The sequence below is a fragment of the Pseudomonas sp. B12(2026) genome (assembly GCF_057767015.1).
Genome location: NZ_CM173430.1, coordinates 1,589,427 through 1,612,106, shown reverse-complemented (window position 1 = coordinate 1,612,106; position 22,680 = coordinate 1,589,427). Strand labels below are relative to the sequence as shown.

Below are 22,680 nucleotides of genomic sequence, written 5' to 3'. Positions count from 1 at the left end.
CGACAACGGCCTAAACTGCCCGAGTCATTCCAGGAGATCGCATCATGAGCCGCACCGAAACCGACAGCCTCGGCCCCATCGAAGTCCCCGACGACGCCTATTGGGGGGCGCAGACCCAGCGCTCGCTGGAGAACTTCGCCATCGGCGGGCAGCGCATGCCGCTGGCCGTGGTGCATGCCCTGGCGCTGGTGAAGAAGGCCGCGGCGCGGGTGAACGCGCAGCTGGGCGAGCTGCCGGAAAGCATCACCAGCCTGATCGAGGAGGCCGCCGATGAAGTCCTCGCCGGCGAGCACGACGACCAGTTCCCGCTGGTGGTCTGGCAGACCGGCAGCGGCACCCAGAGCAACATGAACGTCAACGAGGTGATCGCCGGCCGCGCCAACGAGATCGCCGGCAACCCGCGCGGCGGCAAGTCGCCGGTGCATCCCAACGACCACGTGAACCGCGCGCAGAGCTCCAACGACAGCTTCCCCACCGCCATGCACGTCGCCGCCGCCCGCGCCGTGCACGACGACCTGCTGCCGGCCATCGCCGAGCTCAGCGGCGGCCTGGCCGAGCAGGCCGCCCGCCACGCCAGCCTGGTGAAGACCGGCCGCACGCACATGATGGACGCCACGCCGATCACCTTCGGCCAGGAGCTCTCCGCCTTCGTCGCCCAGCTGGACTATGCCGACCGCGCCATCCGCATGGCCCTGCCGGCCGTCTACGAGCTGGCCCAGGGCGGCACCGCCGTCGGCACCGGGCTGAACGCGCCGAAGGAATTCGCCGAGGCCATCGCCGCCGAGCTGTCCGAGCTGTCCGGCCTGCCCTTCGTCTCCGCCCCCAACAAGTTCGCCGCCCTGGCCGGCCACGAGCCGCTGGTGATCCTCTCCGGCGCCATGAAAGCCCTGGCCACCGCGCTGATGAAAATCGCCAACGACCTGCGCCTGCTCGGTTCAGGCCCCCGCGCGGGCTTCGCCGAGGTGAAGCTGCCGGCCAACGAACCGGGCTCCTCGATCATGCCCGGCAAGGTCAACCCGACCCAGTGCGAGGCCCTGTCGATGCTCGCCTGCCAGGTGTTCGGCAACGACGCCACCATCACCTTCGCCGCCAGCCAGGGCCACCTGCAGCTGAACGTGTTCAAGCCGGTGATCATCCACAACCTGCTCGAATCGGTGCGCCTGCTCGCCGACGGCTGCCGCAACTTCAACAGCCACTGCGTGGACGGCATGCAGCCGGACGCGGCGAAGATGCGCGAGCACCTGGAGCGCGGCCTGATGCTGGTGACCGCGCTGAACCCGCACATCGGCTACGACAAGTCTGCCGAGATCGCCAAGAAGGCCTACGCCGAGGGCAAGACCCTGCGCGAGGCGGCGCTGGAGCTGGGTTACCTGAGCGACGCCGAGTTCGACCAGTGGGTGCGTCCGGAAACCATGCTGGAGGCGGGCCAGAATGGTTGAAGCGGCCAAATCCGGCGCCACGCCCATCGAGGGCGACGGCAAGCGCGTGCTGCTGGTGCTCGGCTCGCCCAAGCCCGGCGGCTTCTGCCACGCACTGGCCGAGGCCTACGCCCGCGGCGCGCACAACCAGGGCCACGTGGTGCACAGCCTGAGGCTCGGCGAGTTGAACTTCGACCCGGTGCTGCGCGGCGGCTACGAACAGAGCCAGAGCCTGGAGGCGGACGTGCTGGAGGCGCAGCGGCAGATCCACTGGGCGCAGCACCTGGCGTTCATCTACCCGATCTGGTGGGGCGGCCTGCCGGCGCTGCTGCAGGGCTTCTTCGACCGCGTGCTGCAACCGGGCTTCGCCTTCCGCTACCGCTCGGCCGAATCCCGCGAGTTCGAACCGCTGCTCGGCGGGCGCAGCGCCGACCTGCTGGTCAGCCACGACCAGACCCACTGGCGCTACCGCCTGCGCCAGGGCGCCCCGGCGCACCGGCAGATGACCCGTTGCATCCTCGCGCCGTGCGGCATCGAACTGCACCACCTGGAGGAATTCAGCCCGGTCCGCGGCTCCAGCGAGGAACAGCGACAGGGCTGGCTGCGCCGGGCGGAGCAGTTGGGCGCGCAGGTGTGACAGCGGCCTGGAGGAAATCGACGCAGGTATTCATCGGCACACCCTGCTCAGGTCCAGGCAGGTGCGCGTTCAGTCCAGGAGTTCCGGGTGCTGCTCGCGCAGCCAATCCCGGGTGTGCTGCAGCAGGGCGGCGGCCTCTTCGAGGCAGGTGGACAGCGTTGCCGCGGTCACTGGCTCTCCGTCGTAATCGTTGAGGTTGCGCTTGCGACGCAGGGTATCGAGCACCACCACGCGGTCCGCCGTCACGCCCATGCTCTTGGGCAGGGCTTGCAGCGCGGTTTGATGATGGCCGGGCTGGCTGGTGGAGGTGCGGTAACCGTTGGCCAGCAGGCCGAGCATGGCGCACTGCAGGATGGTCTTGTAGGCGGCGTCGAAGCGGTTGTCCGCGCTCAGGGCCTCCAGGCCGGCGTCCTGCAGGTTGCGACTGGCGGCGCGCAGCAGCCTGCCGACCGCCGCCTTGTCAGGCGTGATGCTGAGCAGTCGTTGCAAGGCCAGCAAATTTTCCAAAGTCATCTTCCACTCCCTGAATGAACAGCCTTGGCTGGGCCATGACTTCGCGGAGGAAGCCATCGCCGTCGGCCAGCTTGGCGCGGAATTCCTCCGCGCCATAGAGCACCGGGTTCACCTCCCGGCCAAGCTTTTCCTGGCTGGGATGCAGCGCACGCACCAGATCGGTGAAGCCTGCCGTGCCGATCACCATCACGTCCACATCGCTGTGGGCCCGCTCCGCGCCACGGGCCACGGAGCCGAAGACGAAGGCGAACTCGATCTGCTGCGCCAGTGGCGCCAGCACCTCCCGCAGCACATCCACAATGCCCGAGGTCTTGCGGAACAGCCCGGCCAGTTCCTCGAACACCGGGCATTGCCGGTTGGCCTGGTAAAGCACCTGGTTGCCTTGCCTGCTGCGCAGCAACAGCCCAGCCTCGGCCAGCCGCGCCAGTTCGCGGTGCAGGGAGCCGGCGTGGGTGCCGGTGAGGCGCGCCAGCTCGCGCACATGCAGCGCTTGCTCCGGATGCAGCAGCAGCCAGCTCAACACGCGCTGGCGTTGCAGGCCGAACAGGGTATCCAGCAGATTCATGTTGTAGCCAAGTTAGCTTCGTTCGCAGCCGATTTCGCTACATTAGTCGCCACTGCCGCTACTGGCAAGGCACGGCGGATAACGCCACAGGGCGCAAGGCCAAGACCGCCCGGTAGCCGCCCGCGCTCAATCCGCCAGGCGCTGGCGGCGGGCGCGGTAGGTGCGCAGCAGCGAAGGCGCCAGGGCGGTCAGCGCCGAGCCGCTGACCACCAGCAGCGCGCCGGCGTAGGCCAGGCCGTTGAGGTTTTCCGGGTGCACATAGTCGGGCCACAGCGCGGCGGCCAGCGCCACCGTGGCGAAGGTCACCAGCGGCGTGATGGCGAGCGTGGCGCTGACGCGCGAGGCCTCCCAGTGCGCCAGCGCTTCGGCGAAGGCGCCGTAGGCGACCAGGGTGTTCAGGCAGCAGGCCAGCAGCAGCCAGCCCTGCAGCGGGCTCAGTTGCAGCGCCTGCAGCGGATGCGCCCAGGGCGTGAGCAGCGCGGCGCAGCCGAGGTAGATCACCATCATCACCTGCACCGAGGTCCAGCGCGTCAGCAGTTGCTTCTGCGCCAGGCCATAGGCGGTCCAGATGAAGGCGGCGAAGACCACAATCAGCACGCCGGTGGTGTAGTCGCCCAGGGAGCCGAAGAGTTCCGCCAGGCGCTGGTTGAAGAACAGCCCGAAGCCGAGCAGCAGCACCGCCAGCCCGATGCCCTGGCCAACGCTGAAGCTTTCCTTGAATACCGCGAGGCTGCCCAGCAGCAGGAGGATCGGCGCGATCTGGATCACCAGCTGAGTGGTGCCCGGGCTGAGCATGCGCAGGCCGATCAGGTAGAACACGTAGTTGCCGGTCAGACCGAGCACCGCCGCCAGCACCAGCGCCGCACCGCGCCGGCCGATGGGGCGCAGTGCCGGCAGCTGGCGGGTCAGCGTCAGGTAGACGAGCAGCAGGCCGCCGGAGACCACCAGGCGAAACCAGGTCACGGTGACCGGGTCCATGGTCTTCAGGACTTCCTTGAGCTTGATCGGCAGGATGCCCCAGAGCACGGCGGTGATCAGGGCGAGAATCAGGCCGAATTGCCAGCGGCCGGACGTAACGTGCATGGGAGCCTCGACGCGTGTGCGGTTGGCCATGCTAAGTCATGGCGTGATACCGCCATAGGAACAGTTGCGTGACGCAACTGTTCCGGTCGCCCGGCGACAGGTGCGCGTCGCTCTAGACCAGGCCGCCCAGGCGCAGCAACCACCAGACCAGGATCAGCAGCTGGACGAGGAACGCGGCGAAGCGCAGCCAGACGAACAGCGCCGAGGTGCTGATCAGGTGCAGCACCGACTGCGCGATGCGCGCGGCCAGCAGGGTCGGTGCCAGCGGGTCGGTCGCCAGGGTCTGGCCGCTGGCCATGGCGTAGAGCAGCACGGCGGCGAACAGCGGCACGTTCTCCACGCAGTTGGCGTGGGCCCGCGCCAGGCGCTGGGCGAACGGCCACGGTGTGTTGCTGCCGTCGGCGGCGAAGGCGTTGACCGCCATGCGCCCGGACATCACCAGCAGGCCGCGCTGGTTGACCAGCAGCAGGACCAGCAGCACGGTCCAGGCGACCAGGCCGAGCAGGGTGAAGGCGGAGGGACTGAGGGACATGCGGGACTCCTTTCTCTTGTTGTTGGTAGGGGCGGAGTCTAGGGGAGCTAGAGCAATTGCTCTAGCCGACAAGCACCGGCCAAAGGTGGGGGCTTTTCGTAGGAGCGAGCTTGCTCGCGAACCGCATAACGCCGCGGCGCCCGGAGGCATGTTCGCGAGCAAGCTCGCTCCTACAAGAGCCAGTCCGTGCACCCTGAGGCCCGCAGCCAGAAAAGAAAACGGGCAGCCCGTCGCCGGACTGCCCGCCCTCCTCCGCCGGCCGGATCACAGCTTGGCGATGGACACCTCGGTGGATTTCACGAAGGCGATCACTTCGCTGCCGATGGAAAGTTCCAGCTCGCGCACGGAACGGGTGGTGATCACCGAGGTGACGATGCCGGCGGCGGTCTGCACGTCGATTTCCGAAAGCACCGGGCCTTCGATGATTTCCTTGATGGTGCCCTTGAACTGGTTGCGGACGTTGATGGCTTTGATGGTCATGGCGTAGCTCCTTGGGAGAATGGGGGTGTCACGGATGAACGTTGGATCAAAGCGCCCAGCGCAGTTGCGTGGGCAGTGGGGATACGGGTTCCGGCTCTGGCGGCTGGGCCGGCAGCGACAGCACGCGGTCGAGCACTTCGGCCTCCAGCGCGGCCAGGCGCGCCGAGCCACGGGCGCGCGGCCGGGGCAGTTCGACGGGCAGGTCCAGGCCGATCTCGCCGTCCTCGATGAGGATCACCCGGTCGGCGATGGCCACCGCCTCGCTGACGTCGTGGGTGACCAGCAGCACGGTGAAGCCATGCTGCCGCCAGAGGCGCTCGATCAGCTGCTGCATCTCGATGCGGGTCAGGGCGTCGAGCGCGCCGAGCGGTTCGTCGAGCAGCAGCAGGCGCGGCCGGTGGATCAGCGCGCGGGCCAGGGCCACGCGCTGCTTCTGGCCGCCGGACAGCCCCGCCGGCCACTCGTTGGCGCGATCGGCCAGGCCGACCGCCTCCAGGGCGTCCAGCGCCTGGCCGCGCCAGTCGCCTTTCAGGCCCAGGCCGACGTTGTCGATCACCCGCTTCCAGGGCAGCAGGCGCGAGTCCTGGAACATCAGGCGGGTGTCTTCGCGGGCGCTCGAAAGCGGCGCCCGGCCGGCCAGCAGGCGGCCTTCGCTGGCCGTGTCGAGCCCGGCCAGCAGGCGCAGCAGGGTGCTCTTGCCGCAACCGCTGCGGCCGACGATAGCGACGAACTGGCCGGCGACGACGCGCAGGTCGATGCCCTTGAGCACCTCGCGCTCGCCGAAGCGCCTGACCACGCCCTCCAGCACCAGGGGAATGCCCCGGCTGACCGGTTGCGGCAAGGAATTCACGGCATTCATGCGGCACCTGCCTTGGCCTGGTAGGCCGGGTGCCAGCGCAGCCAGAGGCGTTCCAGGCCGCGGGCGGCGAGGTCGGCCAGCTTGCCGAGCACGGCGTACAGAATGATCGCCAGCACCACCACGTCGGTCTGCAGGAACTCCCGGGCGTTCATCGCCAGGTAGCCGATGCCGGCGTTGGCGGAGATGGTCTCGGCGACGATCAGGGTCAGCCACATCAGGCCCAGGGCGAAGCGCACGCCGACCAGGATCGACGGCAGCGCGCCGGGCAGGATCACCTGGCGGAACAGGGCGAAGCCGGACAGCCCGTAGCTGCGCGCCATTTCCAGCAGCCCCGGGTCGATGTTGCGGATGCCGTGGTAGGTGTTGAGGTAGATCGGGAACAGGGTGCCGAGGGCGACCAGGAAGATCTTCGCCGACTCGTCGATGCCGAACCACAGGATCACCAGCGGGATCAGCGCCAGGTGCGGCACGTTGCGGATCATCTGCACCGAGCTGTCGAGGAAGCGCTCGCCCCACGTCGACAGGCCGGTGATCAGGCCCAGCACCAGGCCGATGGCACCGCCGATGAGGAAGCCGACGGCGGCGCGCCAGGTGCTGATCGCCAGGTGCTGCCAGAGCTCGCCGTTGCGCACCAGGTGGTAGCCGGCCTCGACCACCGCGCTGGGCGCCGGCAGGATGCGGCTGGATAGCCAGCCGGTCTCGACCGCCAGCTGCCAGACGGCCAGCAGCGCCACCGGCAGGGCCCAGGGCGCGAGGCGCCGGGCGATTGAGTTCAGGTGTCTGTTGCTCATTTTCAATTCTCCGGTAGGAGCATCTGTCTGTGGCGGCGCCGCAGGATGGGTGGAGCTTGCGATACCCATCCGCGGTGCCCGCACGTCATCGATGGGTATCGCTTCGCTCCACGCCATCCTGCGAACGGGGTCATGCCTCCCGCCGGGGCGGTTCGCGGGCGCGCCCGCGCCTGTGGGGCGACTCAGCTCGCGGCGGCCGCCTTGGGCAGGATGTCGTTGGCCACCATCTCGCCGAACGGGCTGACGTAGCCGCGCGCCTGCGGGGCCTGCGGGCGGGCGACGTCCAGGTGCGGGAAGAGCAGTTCGGCGACCCGGTAGGACTCTTCCAGGTGCGGGTAGCCGGAGAGGACGAAGGTGTCGATGCCGAGGTCCGCGTATTCCTTCACCCGCGCCGCCACGGTCGGGCCGTCGCCCACCAGCGCGGTGCCGGCGCCGCCGCGCACCAGGCCGACGCCGGCCCAGAGGTTGGGGCTGACTTCCAGGTTGTCCTTGCTGCCGCCGTGCAGGGCGGCCATGCGCTGCTGGCCGACCGAGTCGAAGCGCGCCAGGGACGCCTGGGCGCGGGCGATGGTGTCGTCGTCGAGGTGGGAGATCAGGCGCTCGGCGGCCTGCCAGGCTTCGGCGTTGGTCTCGCGGACGATCACGTGCAGGCGGATGCCGAAGCGCACGGTGCGGCCCTGCTTCGCCGCCTTCTCGCGCACCTGCGCGATCTTTTCGGCGACGGCGGCCGGCGGCTCGCCCCAGGTCAGGTACAGCTCGACCTGCTCGGCGGCCAGGTCCTGCGCGGCGTCGGAGGAGCCGCCGAAGTACAGCGGCGGGCGCGGTTGCTGGATCGGCGGGTAGAACAGCTTGGCGCCCTTCACCTGCAGGTGCTTGCCGTCGTAGTCGACGGTCTCGCCTTCCAGCACGCGGCGCCAGATGCGGGTGAATTCGACCGAGGCTTCGTAGCGCTCGGCGTGGCTCAGGTGCAGGCCGTCGCCGGCCAGTTCCTCCGGATCGCCGCCGGTGACCAGGTTGAACAGCGCGCGCCCGCCGGAGAGGCGGTCGAGGGTCGCGGCCTGGCGTGCGGCCACGGTCGGCGAAATGATCCCCGGGCGCAGCGCGACGAGGAATTTCAGGCGCTGGGTCACCGGGATCAGCGAGGCGGCGACCAGCCAGGAGTCCTCGCAGGAGCGCCCGGTGGGGATCAGCACGCCGCCGAAGCCGAGGCGGTCGGCGGCCTGGGCGACCTGTTGCAGGTAGCCGTGGTCCACGGCGCGGGCGCCTTCGGCGGTGCCCAGGTAGTGGCCGTCGCCGTGGGTGGGGAGGAACCAGAAGATGTCGAGGCTCATCGCAATAACTCCGGGGTATGCGCGGGCATGGCGTAACCGCGCGATGAAGGGATTCGTGTGTGTGGCTTTTCGTGGGAGCGAGCTTGCTCGCGAACGGATCCACCGGTGGCTCTGGAGCCGGGCGGGTTCGCGAGCAAGCTCGCTCCTACAAGGGCGTTACCGGGCGGTGGCGAGCTTGGCCGGCGGCGTCCACACCGCGTCCTTGATGCTCAGCGTCCGGGGGATGAGCTTCAGGCGGGTGAAGGTGTCGGCGATCTTCTGCTGCGCGGCGGTGACCTCCGGGGTGATCGGCTGGGCGCCGTAGCCCTGGCGCTTCACCGCGGTGAGGGTGATGTCCGCCGGCAGGCCGAGCAGCGGCGCGACCTGTTCGGTGACCTGCTGCGGGTTCTGCTGCGACCACTCGCCCACCGAACGCACTTCGTCGATCAGGGTGGTGATCACCTGCGGGTGCTGCTCGGCGTACGGGCGGGTGGCGAGGTAGAACTGGTGGTTGTCCACCAGGCCGGTGCCATCCGCCAGGGTGCGCGCGGAGAGCTGCTTCTCGGCGGCGGCCTGGTACGGGTCCCAGATCACCCAGGCGTCGACGCTGCCGCGCTCGAAGGCGGCGCGGGCGTCGGCCGGCGGCAGGTAGACGGGCTGGATGTCGGTGTACTTCAGGCCGGCTTTCTCCAGGGCGCGCACCAGCAGGTAGTGCACGTTGGAGCCCTTGTTCAGGGCGACCTTCCTGCCCTTGAGGTCGGCGACGGATCTGATCGGCGAATCCTTGGGCAGGAGGATCGCCTCGCTGGTCGGCGCCGGCGGCTCGTGGGCGACGTAGACCAGGTCGGCGCCGGCGGCCTGGGCGAACACCGGCGGGGTCTCGCCGGTGACGCCGAAGTCGATGCTGCCGACGTTCAGGCCCTCCAGCAGCTGCGGGCCGCCGGGGAATTCGGTCCATTGCACCTTGACGCCCTGCTCCGCCAGGCGCTTCTCCAGCGTGCCACGGGCCTTGAGCAGCACCAGGGTGCCGTATTTCTGGTAGCCGATACGCAGTTGTTCTTCTGCTTGCGCGTTGTAGGACAGGGCTGCGATCAGCAGGGCCGCCAGTCCACTACGCAACGTGAGGGTCCGCATGGGAATGCTCCTTCGTCGAGTGTGCTTGCCGGACCTGCGCTCCCGTTGACGGGGCGGTGAGGGCCTTTTCTTGTCTGACTCGGTGGTCGCCTGCCGGGTCGGGGCTTGGCGTTCGCGCCTGGCTTTTTCCTGCAGCCTGGCGCCGGTTTCTTTCTCAGATGCTCCAGCGGGCGTTGATCAACCGTTCGTTGAGCAGGTTCGGGTCGATGACGCCGGGGCGGCGCGCCAGGGCGCCGAGGAAGCGTTCCAGGGAGTCCAGCAGGCGCTGTTCGAGGGTGGACTCCAGGCGTGCCGGGGTGTCGCCCTCGGGGTATTGCACCTGGCGATCCTCGGCGAACACGCCATGCAGGGTTTCCTCGGCCTTGAGCGCGGCGAGCACCGGCTTGAGCGCGTAGTCCACCGCCAGCATGTGCGCGTTGCTGCCGCCGGTGGCCAGGGGCAGCACCACCTTGTGCGCCAGCGCGCGCTCCGGCAGCAGGTCCAGCAGGACCTTCAGCGCGCCGGCGATGGAGGCCTTGTAGACGGGCGTGGCGATCACCAGGCCATCGGCGCGGGCGACCTGTTCGATCAGCTCGATCACCCGCGGGCTGTCGAAGCGCGCATGCAGCAGGTCCTCGGCCGGGAAATCACGCACGGCATAGGCGCGCACCTCGACGCCGTGGGCGTGCAGCCAGTTCCGCGCGACGTCCAGCAGGACTGCGGAACGGGAACGCTGGCTGGGGCTGCCGGCAAGGGTGAGCACGTACATCTGCGGGATTCCTTATAACGGTGACAACGGTTTAGCCGCCGTCTTTCTAACCAATGTGCATAGACCTTAGCAGGCGGCCTCATATTCCAATAAATGTTATTTATTCATTTAGTTATTCTTTTTTGTTTTACAGGGAGGATACGCTGGACGTTGCGCCGGCGGGGCGGATGAGCGGGGCATGACGGCGTGATGCGCGCGAGGAAGACAAAAAAATGGGCCGGCGGACCGGCCCGATTCCCCTGCTCGAGGTTGCAAATCCGCGGCCCGGATGTGGCCGCCGTGGATCACTTGTTCGGTTGCGGGGTCAGCCTCAGGTAGGGTCTGACGGCGCGGTAGCCCTTGGGGAAGCGCTGCCTGATCTCGTCCTCGTCCTTGAGCGAGGGCACGATCACCACGTCGTCGCCGTCCTGCCAGTTGCCCGGCGTGGCCACCTTGTGGTTGTCGGTCAGCTGCAGCGAGTCGATGACCCGCAGGATCTCGTTGAAGTTGCGCCCGGTGCTCGCCGGGTAGGTGATGGTGAGGCGCACCTTCTTGTTCGGGTCGATGACGAACAGCGAGCGCACGGTCAGGGTGTCGCTGGCGTTCGGGTGGATCAGGTCGTACAGCTCCGACACCTTGCGGTCGGCGTCGGCGATGATGGGGAAATTGACCACGGTGTTCTGGGTCTCGTTGATGTCGTCGATCCACTTCACGTGCGAGTCCACCGGGTCGACCGACAGGGCGATCACCTTGACGCCGCGTTCGGCGAACTTGTCCTTCAGCTTGGCGGTGAGGCCAAGCTCGGTGGTGCAGACCGGGGTGAAGTCGGCCGGGTGCGAGAACAGCACGCCCCAGTTGCTGCCCAGCCATTCATGGAAGCGGATACGGCCTTCGCTGGATTCCTGTTCGAAGTCGGGGGCGATGTCGCCAAGTCGCAAGCTCATGGGTCTCTCCTTGTTCGTGTTGGGGTCAACTATGCACAAGGTCTTTTCGAGCTGAAAAGAATATGTTTTTACTTTGTTATAACCAAAAACAACTCTCTCGACCCTGGCCGGGCGATGTTCGTCGCCGGCACTTCAGCATAGCCAAGGCTGCCCGAATCCTCCCCGTCAGCCTGTTTCGCCCCTGGAACGACGCCCTGCCGTTCGTCGAAAGACAGGTGGCGCGCGGGTTTGCCACATAAACTCGAAAGTAATCGATCCTTTTGTACAGGAGGTGACTCCATGTTCGGGCAACGGTCCAACGATCCCCAGGCGACCACCCACTATCGCAGCGATCGGATCAGCGCGGTCAACGGCCAGTATTTCTTCTCGACGCGGGAAGGAACGCTGGAAGGACCGTACTTCACCCGCTTCGATGCCGAGCGCGAGGTGGCGAAATACATCGACCGCATGAGGCTGGCGTCCGGCATCTTCTCGCGCACGGGACGTTGAGCCGGGAGGCGGTCCCGGGCTTCGCGGCGGGATCCATCCTGTAGGTTGTCGCTGCGCCGGGAAATGCGCTTCGCGGGCAGGCTCGCTCCTACGAATGTACGCACGCCATCGTGCAGAAATGAAAAGCCCCCGGTGCCGGCACCGGGGGCTTTTTCGTTGCCACCGGCCCGCGTGCGTGGCGCGGGCCGGTCGGGCGGGGCTCAGCGCACGGCTTCGAACAGGCCGGTTGCACCCATGCCGCCGCCCACGCACATGGTGACGATGCCGTAGCGCAGGTTGCGCCGCTGCAGTTCGCGCACCAGGTGGCCGACCTGGCGCGAGCCGGTCATGCCGAAGGGGTGACCGATGGAGATGGAGCCGCCGTTGACGTTGTACTTCTGGTTGTCGATGCCCAGGCGATCACGGGCGTACAGGCACTGGGAGGCGAAGGCCTCGTTGAGCTCCCAGAGATCAATGTCGGCGACCTGCAGGCCCCTGGCCTTGAGCAGCCTGGGCACCGAGAACACCGGGCCGATGCCCATTTCGTCCGGCTCGCAACCGGCGACGGTGAAGCCGCGGAAGAAGGCCTTGGGCTTGAGGCCCAGTTCCAGCGCCTTTTCCAGGCTCATCACCAGGGTCATGGAAGCGCCGTCGGAGAGCTGCGAGGCGTTGCCGGCGGTGACCGAACCGTCCTCGGCGAACACCGGCTTGAGGGAGTTCAGCCCTTCGAGGGTGGTATCCGGACGGTTGCAGTCGTCGCGGTCGACCACGGCGTCGAGCATTTTCTTCTCGCCGGTGGCCTTGTCCTCCACCAGGTACTTCACGCTCATCGGCACGATTTCGTCGTCGAACAGGCCTTCGGCCTGGGCGCGGGCGGTGCGCTGCTGGCTCTGCAGGGCATAGAGGTCCTGCTGCTCGCGGGTGACGTTGTAGCGACGGGCGACGATCTCGGCGGTCTGCCCCATGGGGTAGTAGATGCCGGGGAATTCGGCCTGCAGGCGCGGGTTCACGAAGTTGTCGCGGTTCTGCTTGCCCATGGTCATGCTGATGGACTCGACGCCGCCGGCCACCAGGATCTCGCTGCAACCCGAGGCGATCTGGTTGGCGGCGATGGCGATGGATTGCAGGCCGGAGGAGCAGTAGCGGTTCAGGGTCATGCCGGCGACGTGGATGCCGAGCCTGGACAACACCGCCGCGTTGCGGCCGATGTTGTGGCCCTGGGCGCCCTCGGGCGAGCCGGTGCCGACCACGCAGTCGTCCACCAGCAGCGGGTCGAGGTCGTTGCGCGTGAGCAGCGCGTCGATGCAATGGGCGACCATGTCGTCCGGACGGGTCATGTTGAATTTGCCGCGGATGGATTTGGCCAGGCCGGTGCGGACGCTGTCGACGATCACCACTTCACGCATGGGAAACCTCGTTGCTTGTTGTTCGATGGGGAGGATGCAGTGGCCCGAGCATAGGCGGCAGTGAGGATCCGCCGCGACGATCATTCACCAGCCGTATAGTCCTGCCCCCGGCCCCGTTGGGCGGGCGCAAACGAAACCGCCGCCCGGAGGCGGCGGTTTCGCGGGCTCGGCGACGGCGATCAGACGGTATCGGTCTTGATCACATGGTCGCCGAGCAGGCCGTTGAGCACCTGCTGGGTATCCCCCGCCGAGAGCACGCCATTGCCCGCATGGCCGGCGTACCTGGCGGCGAGGTCGACGTTGGCCAGGTCGATGGTCTGGGTCACCGGGCCGCTGCCGGTGGGCATGACGCCGATGCTGGTGGTGCCGGAGGTCACCGAGAAGTTCAGGTAATGCGCCAGGGACGACGCATCGGCGGCCTCGCCTTGCAGCAGGTCGGTGAGGTTCAGCGTGTCACCTTCGGCGATGTTGAAGTCCCTGATCACATCGTGGCCGGTGTCGCCCGCCTTCCAGACGAACTCGTCCGCGCCGGTGCCGCCGAACATGAGGTCGTCGCCGGTGCCGCCGATCAGCTTGTCGTTGCCGCCCTGGCCGAACATCAGGTCATTGCCGGCGCCGCCTTCGAGGGTGTCGTTGCCGCCACGGGGATCGCCGGCGACGTTGAGCTCCTGGGCGTGCGCGGCGATGTAGTTGAGCAACTGCCCGGTGGAAGGCGCCGTTCCGCCGTTGCTGGCGGTCAGGTAGTCCACCAGGGCCTGGAAGCCCTGGCCGTTGTGCGTACCCGCGGCATGGCCGGTCCAGGCCAGGTTGTCGGTGTTGATGACGTCGCCGAAGAGGATGTCGTTGCCGGCGGCCCCCACCAGGTGGTCATTCCCGACTGTCTGCCCGGCGCCGCCCTTGTCCCCCACCAGCACATCGCTGCCAGTGCCGCCGGCGATATCGCCGCTCTTGTCGGCATCGGTCGGGTTCGGAACGGTGTGCTGGGTCGTCGAGGAGCCACCGTCGTCGGCGTTGCTCCCCACCACCAGCAAGGTCGGGGTGTTCATCTCCAGGCCGAGGTTCAGGCTGGCATGGTCGCCATCGCTGTCAGTGACGCCAACGCCGAAGTTGAGCGCCATGTCCGGCGGCAGCACGGCGCGGTCGGCGGAAACGGTCTGGACCCGGTAATCGCCATCGCTGCTGCCCAGCACCACGGTGCTGAAGCCGCTCTCCGCCAGCTGGGCAGCCGAGCCGGTGATGAAGTGCCCGTCGGCCAACAGGTTCCAGGTCGTGGTGTCGCTCTCGCCGGTACCGGCCGGAGGCACGAAGGTGCCGCTGGCCAGCAGCGCACCAGCCGCACTCAGCACGACCCAGGTGAGCGTGTCCTTGGCGGCGAGCTTCTGCACCTGGAAGCTGGCGTTGTAGACGGTATCGCTGAAGGCGATGTTGAGGTGTTCACCGGCATCGATCGTGTTGTTGCCCCCGACCCCCATGCCGTTGGTTGACGGGTTCACCAGGCCATCGGGACTGGTGAAGACTGCGTCGAGTCCGGACGACGTCAGGGTGAACGAGGGCTCCGGCCCGCTGGCGGAGATCTGGGTCAGGTCGTACCCCACCTCGGCAGTCGGCCGCGAGTTGACCACGTCGAAGCTGTAGCTGCCGTCGCCGTTGATCTGCAGCGTGAAGAACGGCTGGTTGTCAGCGTCCAGGGCGGTCAGCAGCGAGCCGCCGCCCGCCAGGCTGGTGACCACGTAATGCAGGCCGCTGGGCGCGGTGTTGCCGCTCAGGTCGAAGCCGCCGGGGCCGTCGGCGCCGAAGTTGACGTCCAGGGTGCCCTCCAGGTGGAAGCCCTTGGCATCGAAGGCGTTCTGGGCGAGCGGCTGGACATTCACCACGGGGCCGTCGTCAAGGAAGGTCAGCTTGCCGCCCAGGTCGAGGGCGGTGCTCGAGGTGTCGTGGTCGCCGTCGGTCACGGTGGCGGTCAGCGAGAGCACGTTGCCGGCCAGGCTGACCGGGTCGTTCGGGTCAGTGCTGTCGCCATGCTGCAGCGCCATTTTCTGGTCGAGCGTCAAGCTGCCCGTCGCGGCGTCGAGCGTGACGATGAAGGCGACCGCCCCGCTGGCGTTGCCGACCCGGCCTTCGACCTGGGTGTCGCTGACCTTGACCAGCACGATGGCGGTGCCGTTGGTGATCGCCAGGCCGCTGGGGGCGCCATTGGCGACGCTCAGGCTGTAGCTGACGCTGCCGCCGTCGGCGCCGGTGCTGGCGCTGAAGGCGCTGCTGAAGTTGGCCGTGGCATTGGTCGCGAGCACGGTTTCATCCACGCTCAGTTGGCCGTCGAAGCCGGCGGCCAGGTTGATGCTCGGACCATCGTCGAGGAAGGTCACCTTGCTGCCCAGGTCGAGGCTGACACTCTTCGCGTCGAGGTCGCCGTCGGTCACGGTGGCGGTCAGCGAGAGCACGCCGTTGCCCAGGTGCACCGGATCATTCGGGTCGCTGGCATTGCCGTGCTTGAGCGCCATCTGCTGGTCGAGCTTCAGCTCGCCGGTGGCGGCGTTCAGCGTCAGGGTGAAGGCGGTTGCCCCACCGGTGCCGCCAACCCGGCCTTCGACCAGGGTGGCGCTGACCCGCACCAGCACGATATCGGTGCCGTCGGTGGTCTGTACCCCGCTGAGGCTGCCGGTGGTCGCGCTCAGGCTGTAGCTGACGCTGCCGCCGTCGGCACCGGTCGCGGCATTGAACGCACCGCTGAAGTTGACCGTGGCATCGGTCGCGAGCGCGGTTTCGTCCACGGTCAGCTGGCCGTTGAAGCCGCCCGCCAGGCTGATGCTCGGGCCATCGTCATGGAAGACCAGCTTGTCGCCCAGGTCGAGGCTGACGCTCTTCGCATCGAGGTCGCCGTCGGTCACGGTGGCGGTCAGCGAGAGCTTGCCGGCATCGAGGTGCACGCTGTCGTTCGGGTCATTGGCATCACCGTGCCACAGGGCCATCTGCTGGTCGAGCTTCAACTCGCCGGTGGCGGCGTTGAGCGTCAGGGTGAAGGCGGTTGCCCCGCTGGCGTTGCCCACCCGGCCTTCGACCTGGGTCGCGCTGATACGCACCAGCACGATGTCGGTGCCGTCGGTGGTCTGCACTCCGCTGAGGGTGCCGGTGGTCGCGCTCAGGCTGTAGCTGACGCTACCGCCGTCGGCGCCGGTCTCGGCATTGAACGCGCCGCTGAAGTTGGCGGTGGCGTCGGTCGCGAGCGAGGTTTCATCCACCACCAGCTGGCCGTGGAAGCCGCCCGCCAGGGCGATGGACGGGCCGTCGTCGTGGAAGGTCAGCTTGTCGCCCAGGTCGAGGCTGATGCTCTTCGCATCGAGGTCGCCATCGGTCACGGTGGCGGTCAGCGACAGCTTGCCACCGTCCAGGTGCACGCTGTCGTTCGGGTCATTGGCATCGCCATGCCGCAGGGCCATCTGCTGGTCGAGCTTCAGCTCGCCGGTGGCGGCGTTCAGCGTCAGGGTGAAGGCGGTTGCCCCACCGGTGCCGCCAACCCGGCCTTCGACCTGGGTGGCGCTGATCCGCACCAGCACGATGTCGGTGCCATCGGTGGTCTGTACCCCGCTGAGGGTGCCGGTGGTGGCGGTCAGGCTGTAGCTGACGCTGCCGCCATCGGCGCCGGTGGTGGCGCTGAAGGCGCTGCCGAAGTTGGCCGTGGCGTCGGTGCCGAGCGCGGTTTCATCCACCACCAGCTGGCCGTTGAAGCCGCCCGCCAGGGCGATGGACGGGCCGTCGTCGTGGAAGACCAGCTTGTCGCCCAGGTCGAGGCTGGCACTCGTCGTATCGAGGTCGCCGTCGGTCACGGTGGCGGTCAGCGAGAGCTTGCCGGCATCGAGATGCACGCTGTCGTTCGGGTCATTGGCATCGCCGTGCCGCAGGGCCATCTGCTGGTCGAGCTTCAGCTCGCCGGTAGCGGCGTTCAGCGTCAGGGTGAAGGCGGTTGCCCCACCGGTGCCGCCAACCCGGCCTTCGACCTGGGTGGCGCTGACCCGCACCAGCACGATGTTGGTGCCGTCGGTGGTCTGCACCCCGCTGAGGCTGCCGGTGGTCGCCGTCAGGCTGTAGCTGACGCTGCCGCCGTCGGCACCGGTGGTGGCGCTGAAGGCGCTGCTGAAGTTGGCCGTGGCATCGGTCGCGAGCGCGGTTTCATCCACCACCAGCTGGCCGTTGAAGCCGCCCGCCAGCACGATGGACGGACCGTCGTCGTAGAAGACCATCTTGCCGCCCAGGTCGACCTGGGCACTGCTCGAATCACCGTCCTGGTCGGTGATGGTGGCGACCAGGTTGATCTTGCCGGGGTCGAGGCTGATCGGTTCGTCCGGATTCGGATTGTCCGGATGCACGAGCGCCAGGCGCTGGTCCAGTTCGAGCGCGCCGCCATTGGGGCGGACGACGAAGGCAATCGCGTTGCTGCCTTCGACCCGGCCTTCTACCCCGCCATTGCCGTCGTTGAACAGCAGGATGCGGTTACCGCTGGCAGTCTCGCGCAGGCCGCTGTCGGTGCCGTCGAGGGTGGTGACCTGATAGGTGATCTGGCCCGGACCGTCAGCGCCGAAGCTGGCGGTGAACAGCTGGGACACCAGGCTGGCCTCCACCCGGGCGTCGTTGTAGAGGATGGTTTCATCCACGACCAGGCGGATATCCGCATCGGTGCAGGGCACGATGCTCGGGCCATCGTCGAGGAAGGTCAGTTTGCCGCCCAGGTCGAGGCTGACGCTCTTCGCGTCGAGGTCGCCGTCGGTCACGGTGGCGGTCAGCGAGAGCACGCCGCTGCCCAGGTGTACCGGGTCATTCGGGTCGTTGGCGTCGCCATGTTTGAGCGCCATCTGCTGGTCGAGCTTCAGCTCGCCGGTGGCGGCGTTCAGCGTCAGGGTGAAGGCGGTTGCCCCACCGGTGCCGCCAACCCGGCCTTCGACCTGGGTCGCGCTGACCCGCACCAGCACGATGTCGGTGCCGTCGCTGGTCTGCACCCCGCTGGAGGTGCCGTCGGTGGCATTCAGGCTGTAGCTCACGCTGCCGCCGTCGGCGCCGGTCACGGCGTTGAAGGCGCCGCTGAAGTTGGCCGTGGCGTCGGTCGCGAGCGTGGTTTCATCCACCACCAGTTGGCCGTTGAAGCCGCCGGCCAGGGCGATGGACGGGCCATCGTCATGGAAGGTCAGCTTGTCACCCAGGTCGAGGCTGACGCTCTGGCTGTCGAGGTCGCCGTCGGTCACGGTGGCGGTCAGCGAGAGCTTGCCGCCATCGAGGTGCACGCTGTCGTTCGGGTCATTGGCATCGCCGTGCCGCAGGGCCATCTGCTGGTCGAGCTTCAGCTCGCCAGTGGCGGCGTTGAGCGTCAGGGTGAAGGCGGTCGCCCCGCTGGCGTTACCCACCCGGCCTTCGACCTGGGTCGCGCTGACCCGCACCAGCACGATATCGGTGCCGTCGGTGGTCTGTACCCCGCTGAGGGTGCCGGTGGTGGCGCTCAGGCTGTAGCTGACGCTGCCGCCATCCGCGCCGGTGCTGGCGCTGAAGGCACTGCCGAAGTTGGCGGTGGCGTCGGTGCCGAGGGTGGTTTCGTCCACCACCAGTTCACCGCTGAAGCCGCCCGTCAGGCTGATGCTCGGGCCGTCGTCGCGGAACACCAGCTTGTCGCCCAGGTCGAGGCTGATGCTCTTCGCATCGAGGTCGCCATCGGTCACGGTGGCGGTCAGCGAGAGCTTGCCGGCATCGAGGTGCACGCTGTCGTTCGGATCGTTGGCGTCGCCGTGCCGCAGCGCCATCTGCTGGTCGAGCTTCAGCTCGCCGGTGGCGGCGTTCAGGGTCAGGGTGAAGGCGGTTGCCCCGCCGATACCGCCGACCCGGCCTTCGACCTGGGTCGCGCTGATCCGCACCAGCACGATATCGGTGCCGTCGGTGGTCTGCAGGCCGCTGGAGGCGCCATTGGTGGCATTCAGGCTGTAGCTGACGCTACCGCCGTCGGCGCCGGTCGCGGCATTGAACGCGCCGCTGAAGTTGGCCGTGGCGTCGGTACCGAGCGCGGTTTCATCCACCACCAACTGGCCGTCGAATTCACCGGTCAGGCCGATGGACGGGCCGTCGTCGTGGAAGGTCAGCTTGTCGCCCAGGTCGAGGCTGACGCTCTTCGCATCGAGGTCACCGTCGGTCACGGTGGCGGTCAGCGAGAGCTTGCCGGCATCGAGGTGCACGCTGTCGTTCGGATCGTTGGCGTCGCCATGCTTGAGCGCCATCTGCTGGTCAAGCTTCAGCTCGCCGGTGGCGGCGTTCAGCGTCAGGGTGAAGGCAACCGGGCCGCCCGTACCACCAACCCGGCCTTCGACCTGGGTGGCACTGACCCGCACCAGCACGATATCGGTGCCGTCGGTGGTCTGCACCCCGCTGAGGGTGCCGGTGGTCGCGGTCAGGCTGTAGCTGACGTTGCCGCCGTCGGCGCCGGTGGTGGCGCTGAAGGCGCTGCTGAAGTTGGCGGTGGCGTCGGTGCCGAGGGTGGTCTCGTCCACCACCAGCCCGCCGTTGAAGCCGCCGGTCAGGCCGATGGCCGGGCCATCGTCATGGAAGACCAGCCGGCCCCCCAGGTCGAGGCTGGCGCTCTCGCTGAAGAAGAAGCCATCGCTCACCGTGGCGGTCAGCGAGATCTTGCTGCCGGCCAGTTGCACGCTGTCGTCCGGATTGCTGGCGTCGCCATGCCGCAGGGCCATCTGCTGGTCGAGCTTCAGCTCGCCGGTGGCGGCGTCCAGGGTCAGGGTGAAGGCGACCGGCCCGCCAGTCCCGCCAACCCGGCCCTGGACCTCGGTGGCACTGACGCGCAGCAGCACGATGTCGGTGCCGTCGGTGGTCTGCAACCCGCTGGAGGTGCCGTCGGTGGCGGTCAGGCTGTAGGTCAGGGTGATGCTGCCGGAGCCGTTGGTGGTGCTGAAGGCGCCGCCGAAGTTGAGGGTGTCGTCGGTGCCCAGGGTGGTTTCATCCACCACCAGCTGACCGTTGAAGTCGTTCAGGGTGATGGTCGGGTTGTCGTGGTGGAAGCTCAGCTTGCCGCCCAGGTCGAGGCTGACGCTCCTGCTGTCGAGGTCGCCGTCGGTGATGGTGGCGGTCAGCGAGAGTTTGCCGCTGCCCAGGTGCACGGTGTTGTCCGGGTCGTCCGGGCTATGCCGCAGGGCGATCCGCTGGTCGAGGGTCAATTCGCCGGTGGCCGCGTTCAGCGTCACGGTGAAGACGATCGGACCACCGGTGCTGCCGACCCGGCCTTCGACCAGGGTGGCGCTGACCCGCACCAGCACGATGTCGGTGCCGTTCCCGGTCTGCAATCCGCTGAGGTCGCCGGTATTCGCCGTCAGGCTGTAGTTCACGGTGGCGCCGTCAGCGTCGATCCTGGAGGCGAAGGCCCCGCTGAAGTCGGCCGAGGCATCGCTGCCGAGGGTGGATTCATCCACCAGCAGGTGGCCGTCGAAGCCGCCCACCAGGTTGATGTCCGGCCCGTCGTCACGGAACACCAGCCGGTCGCCCAGGTCGATCCGGGCGCTGTTCGAGTCGCCGTCCCGGTCGGTGATGGTGGCGATCAGGCTGATCTTGCCGGAGTCGATGTTGAGCACGTCGTGCGGATCGGTCTGCAGCGGATGCACCAGCGCGCGCTGCTGATCCAGGGTGATCGAGCCATTGCTCAGGGTGACGCTGAAGGCCACCAGGTTGGTACCCTCGACACGCCCGACCACCCCGCCGTTACCGTCGTTGAACAGCAGGATGCGGTTGCCCGTCTCGGTGTCCCGCAGGCCGCTGTCGGTGCCATCGGTGGTGCCGACGCGGTAGCTGATCGCACCCGCGCCGTCGCCGCCGAAGCTCGACTCGAACAGCCCCGCCACGTTGCCGAAGGTGGCGTTCTGGCCGAGGTCGGATTCATCCACCGCGAGGACCGGGCCGGCGGTGTCGCTCAGCGAGATGCTCGGGCCGTCATCGGCGAAGCTGACGCGGCCGCCCAGGTCCAGCGAACTGGTGGCGGTCACGCTGTCGCCGTCGCGGTCGGTGACCACCACGCTGCCCTGCAACTGCACCAGGCCCGAATCGAGCACGGCCTGCTGGCCGGCGAAGTTCGACTCGCTGCCCGGCAGCGCATGGTCGATCGCGCTGAACTGGGTCAGGGTGACCACGCCGGTGCTGCCGTTCACCGACAGCGAGAAGACGGTGTTCTGCGCAGTGATGCCAGCCGCGCTGGCGGAGGTGGAGGCAACGATGACGCCGCCCACGCTGTGCAGGTAGATGGCCGCGCCGCCGCTGGTCAATCCGGAGTTGCCGCCGTCGGCGCCGACCAGCTTGAGGCTGTAGGTCAGCGCGGTGCTGCCGGCGCCGTCCGCGCCGTAGCCGGTGCTGACCTGGAAGGCGCCGCTGAAGTCGGTGCTGGCGGTATCGGAGGCCGCGCCCAGGGTGTCGGCGTCCTGGGTCTGCAGCTGCACGTCCACGCCCGTGTTGGCGGACAGGCTGGCATTGGGCATGGCGTCGACGATGCCGACCGCCAGGTTGCTGGTGCTGGTCGTGCCCGTGCCGTCAGTGACGGTGTAGGGCACGTTGACGGTCAGGGTGTCCTGCTGGCCCGCGCCCGGATGGTCCACCGGCTGCAGCAGGTGGAGTTCGTAGGCGCCGGTGTTGATGTCGGTCAGCGTCAGGGTGAACACCGGGACGCCATTGGCGCTGGCGGTGAGCACATGGCCGTCGGGGCTGACGCTGTAGGTCAGCGGCACGCCGCCGGAGGTCAGGTCGGGCAGGCCGGCGGTGCCCCAGGTGAAGCCACCGACGCCGTTGCTGCCGAAGTCGTAGTTAAGGCTGCCGCCCAGCGTCGCGCCGGGCCCGCCCAGGGCGCTCTCGGCGATGCTGATGGCGCCGGGGCCGGCGCTGATCTGCTCCTCGACCGGCGCGGCGGTGCGCTGTTCCGGGAACAGCGGGGCCCAGCTCAGCGGGCCGGTGGGGAAGCCGATTTCCGGACCGACCCGGCCGGCGACCTCGCTCAGCAGGACGAAGGAGTGCCCGCCACCGGGCCTGCCGTTGGCGGCGGCGCCGGCGGCACTCGGGCCGGCGGCGGTGGCTTCGGCGGCCTGGGTCGGGTCCACGCCCGCGGCGATGGCTGCCTGCAGGGCCTTCACGTCGGTGACGTCCTGGCTGGTCGGCGTTGCCGGCTGCTGGGCGACGGCCTGCTGGTCAGCGTCCCCGCCTTGCGCCTGGTGGGCGGCAGACAGCATCTGCGCGGTCATCGGCAGGGAGCTGTCGCGTCCGAGCGTGATTTCGCCGCCGCCGGCGACTTTCAGCGCCACCGCGCCATTGGCGCCGGTGACCAGCTGTTCGCCGACGAACACCTTGTCTCCCTGGCCCAAAGGACGACGCGATCCATCGGCGGCTACCGCAAACACCTCGCCGACCACTTTACTGACGACACCCATCAACGTAGCCATGAGTCCTTCCTCCGCTCCACTGCCAACACCGGTTCCACCGGCACACAGCTATCCGAAACAGGCCAGGCCACGCTTGTATTCGGATGTTGCGAAGAAAGTTGCGAAGGAGGCGAAAGGACTGGTAGCGCTTCAGCATCAAAAAGCCAGCGACATTTTTTTGTCACTCTGACGACGCTTTTTCTTGTCCTTCTGCTGTAGTCCCCGCCCTAACTGCTACAAACCGTACCTGGCTTCGTTTGCAAGCGCACACCGGGGAATACCGGGGCTTGCAGGCTTAAACAATGTGCTGCTTTTCAGATGAGTCATAAGACTTTTTCCGAATAACCCTTGTGAAAAATCCTTCTGAGCTCTCCGAAAA

At 67.9% G+C, this 22,680-nt stretch carries 16 protein-coding genes; 3 read left to right on the top strand and 13 right to left on the bottom strand.

The window, feature by feature from the left end:
• The first annotated feature begins 44 nt into the window (after positions 1 to 44).
• Together AC3B6A_RS07525 and AC3B6A_RS07520 are read left to right on the top strand one after the other, a co-directional pair.
• Positions 45 to 1,439 carry a class II fumarate hydratase gene (locus tag AC3B6A_RS07525; protein ID WP_488401707.1) on the top strand — a complete coding sequence of 465 codons (1,395 nt, stop codon included), beginning with the start codon at positions 45 to 47 and terminating at the stop codon, positions 1,437 to 1,439.
• Complete coding sequence (locus tag AC3B6A_RS07520) at positions 1,432 to 2,055, top strand: NAD(P)H-dependent oxidoreductase (protein WP_488401705.1); 624 nt, start codon at positions 1,432 to 1,434, stop codon at positions 2,053 to 2,055. The genes AC3B6A_RS07525 and AC3B6A_RS07520 overlap by 8 nt, the downstream gene beginning before the upstream one ends.
• 69 nt (positions 2,056 to 2,124) lie before the next feature.
• Here AC3B6A_RS07520 and AC3B6A_RS07515 read toward each other — a convergent pair whose 3' ends face one another.
• The 11 genes from AC3B6A_RS07515 to AC3B6A_RS07465 all read right to left on the bottom strand — a co-directional run bounded on the left by AC3B6A_RS07515 (position 2,125) and on the right by AC3B6A_RS07465 (position 10,993).
• Positions 2,125 to 2,544: a DNA-binding protein gene (locus AC3B6A_RS07515; RefSeq protein ID WP_488401703.1), complete on the bottom strand. Its 420-nt coding sequence runs from the start codon at positions 2,542 to 2,544 to the stop codon at positions 2,125 to 2,127.
• The gene (locus AC3B6A_RS07510; RefSeq protein WP_488401701.1) at positions 2,516 to 3,133 is read right to left on the bottom strand and encodes a MarR family transcriptional regulator; all 618 of its coding nucleotides are present in this window, start codon (positions 3,131 to 3,133) and stop codon (positions 2,516 to 2,518) included. The genes AC3B6A_RS07515 and AC3B6A_RS07510 overlap by 29 nt, the downstream gene beginning before the upstream one ends.
• 126 nt (positions 3,134 to 3,259) lie before the next feature.
• Complete coding sequence (locus tag AC3B6A_RS07505) at positions 3,260 to 4,216, bottom strand: DMT family transporter (protein ID WP_488401699.1); 957 nt, start codon at positions 4,214 to 4,216, stop codon at positions 3,260 to 3,262.
• Positions 4,217 to 4,328: 112 nt separating this feature from the next.
• Positions 4,329 to 4,748, bottom strand: coding sequence for an MAPEG family protein (locus AC3B6A_RS07500; RefSeq protein ID WP_488401698.1), 420 nt, complete (start codon positions 4,746 to 4,748; stop codon positions 4,329 to 4,331).
• Between the two features lie 264 nt (positions 4,749 to 5,012).
• Positions 5,013 to 5,228, bottom strand: a complete 216-nt coding sequence (locus tag AC3B6A_RS07495; protein ID WP_488401697.1) for a TOBE domain-containing protein — start codon at positions 5,226 to 5,228, stop codon at positions 5,013 to 5,015.
• A 46-nt stretch (positions 5,229 to 5,274) separates the two neighbouring features.
• Entirely contained in the window at positions 5,275 to 6,087 is an 813-nt protein-coding gene (ssuB, locus tag AC3B6A_RS07490; protein ID WP_488401695.1) for an aliphatic sulfonates ABC transporter ATP-binding protein, read from the bottom strand.
• Positions 6,084 to 6,878: an aliphatic sulfonate ABC transporter permease SsuC gene (ssuC, locus tag AC3B6A_RS07485; RefSeq protein ID WP_488401694.1), complete on the bottom strand. Its 795-nt coding sequence runs from the start codon at positions 6,876 to 6,878 to the stop codon at positions 6,084 to 6,086. Before ssuC ends, ssuB begins: the two co-directional genes overlap by 4 nt.
• Before the next feature lie 182 nt (positions 6,879 to 7,060).
• Complete coding sequence (gene ssuD, locus AC3B6A_RS07480; RefSeq protein WP_488401692.1) at positions 7,061 to 8,209, bottom strand: FMNH2-dependent alkanesulfonate monooxygenase; 1,149 nt, start codon at positions 8,207 to 8,209, stop codon at positions 7,061 to 7,063.
• 156 nt (positions 8,210 to 8,365) lie between these two features.
• Positions 8,366 to 9,322, bottom strand: coding sequence for a sulfonate ABC transporter substrate-binding protein (locus tag AC3B6A_RS07475; RefSeq protein ID WP_488401691.1), 957 nt, complete (start codon positions 9,320 to 9,322; stop codon positions 8,366 to 8,368).
• A gap of 154 nt (positions 9,323 to 9,476) precedes the next feature.
• Positions 9,477 to 10,070, bottom strand: a complete 594-nt coding sequence (ssuE, locus tag AC3B6A_RS07470) for an NADPH-dependent FMN reductase (protein ID WP_488401690.1) — start codon at positions 10,068 to 10,070, stop codon at positions 9,477 to 9,479.
• 284 nt (positions 10,071 to 10,354) lie between these two features.
• The gene (locus tag AC3B6A_RS07465; protein ID WP_488401688.1) at positions 10,355 to 10,993 is read right to left on the bottom strand and encodes a peroxiredoxin; all 639 of its coding nucleotides are present in this window, start codon (positions 10,991 to 10,993) and stop codon (positions 10,355 to 10,357) included.
• Between the two features lie 279 nt (positions 10,994 to 11,272).
• On the opposite strand from AC3B6A_RS07465, the gene AC3B6A_RS07460 reads away from it, so the two are divergent.
• Positions 11,273 to 11,482, top strand: coding sequence for a DUF6316 family protein (locus tag AC3B6A_RS07460; protein WP_488401687.1), 210 nt, complete (start codon positions 11,273 to 11,275; stop codon positions 11,480 to 11,482).
• A gap of 200 nt (positions 11,483 to 11,682) precedes the next feature.
• On the opposite strand, the gene AC3B6A_RS07455 is transcribed toward AC3B6A_RS07460, so the two are convergent.
• Both AC3B6A_RS07455 and AC3B6A_RS07450 read right to left on the bottom strand, forming a co-directional pair.
• Positions 11,683 to 12,867, bottom strand: a complete 1,185-nt coding sequence (locus tag AC3B6A_RS07455) for a thiolase family protein (protein WP_488401685.1) — start codon at positions 12,865 to 12,867, stop codon at positions 11,683 to 11,685.
• Positions 12,868 to 13,046: 179 nt separating this feature from the next.
• Positions 13,047 to 22,322 carry a retention module-containing protein gene (locus AC3B6A_RS07450; protein WP_488401684.1) on the bottom strand — a complete coding sequence of 3,092 codons (9,276 nt, stop codon included), beginning with the start codon at positions 22,320 to 22,322 and terminating at the stop codon, positions 13,047 to 13,049.
• Between the last annotated feature and the right edge of the window lie 358 nt (positions 22,323 to 22,680).

What these genes read in the sequence shown, in the direction of transcription:
- AC3B6A_RS07525 (WP_488401707.1), top strand. Translation starts at nt 45, where the DNA reads ATGAGCCGCACCGAAACCGACAGCCTCGGCCCCATCGAAGTCCCCGAC.
- AC3B6A_RS07520 (WP_488401705.1), top strand. Translation starts at nt 1,432, where the DNA reads ATGGTTGAAGCGGCCAAATCCGGCGCCACGCCCATCGAGGGCGACGGC.
- AC3B6A_RS07510 (WP_488401701.1), bottom strand. Translation starts at nt 3,133, where the DNA reads ATGAATCTGCTGGATACCCTGTTCGGCCTGCAACGCCAGCGCGTGTTG.
- AC3B6A_RS07505 (WP_488401699.1), bottom strand. Translation starts at nt 4,216, where the DNA reads ATGCACGTTACGTCCGGCCGCTGGCAATTCGGCCTGATTCTCGCCCTG.
- AC3B6A_RS07500 (WP_488401698.1), bottom strand. Translation starts at nt 4,748, where the DNA reads ATGTCCCTCAGTCCCTCCGCCTTCACCCTGCTCGGCCTGGTCGCCTGG.
- AC3B6A_RS07495 (WP_488401697.1), bottom strand. Translation starts at nt 5,228, where the DNA reads ATGACCATCAAAGCCATCAACGTCCGCAACCAGTTCAAGGGCACCATC.
- ssuB (WP_488401695.1), bottom strand. Translation starts at nt 6,087, where the DNA reads ATGAATGCCGTGAATTCCTTGCCGCAACCGGTCAGCCGGGGCATTCCC.
- ssuC (WP_488401694.1), bottom strand. Translation starts at nt 6,878, where the DNA reads ATGAGCAACAGACACCTGAACTCAATCGCCCGGCGCCTCGCGCCCTGG.
- ssuD (WP_488401692.1), bottom strand. Translation starts at nt 8,209, where the DNA reads ATGAGCCTCGACATCTTCTGGTTCCTCCCCACCCACGGCGACGGCCAC.
- AC3B6A_RS07475 (WP_488401691.1), bottom strand. Translation starts at nt 9,322, where the DNA reads ATGCGGACCCTCACGTTGCGTAGTGGACTGGCGGCCCTGCTGATCGCA.
- ssuE (WP_488401690.1), bottom strand. Translation starts at nt 10,070, where the DNA reads ATGTACGTGCTCACCCTTGCCGGCAGCCCCAGCCAGCGTTCCCGTTCC.
- AC3B6A_RS07465 (WP_488401688.1), bottom strand. Translation starts at nt 10,993, where the DNA reads ATGAGCTTGCGACTTGGCGACATCGCCCCCGACTTCGAACAGGAATCC.
- AC3B6A_RS07460 (WP_488401687.1), top strand. Translation starts at nt 11,273, where the DNA reads ATGTTCGGGCAACGGTCCAACGATCCCCAGGCGACCACCCACTATCGC.
- AC3B6A_RS07455 (WP_488401685.1), bottom strand. Translation starts at nt 12,867, where the DNA reads ATGCGTGAAGTGGTGATCGTCGACAGCGTCCGCACCGGCCTGGCCAAA.
- AC3B6A_RS07450 (WP_488401684.1), bottom strand. Translation starts at nt 22,322, where the DNA reads ATGGCTACGTTGATGGGTGTCGTCAGTAAAGTGGTCGGCGAGGTGTTT.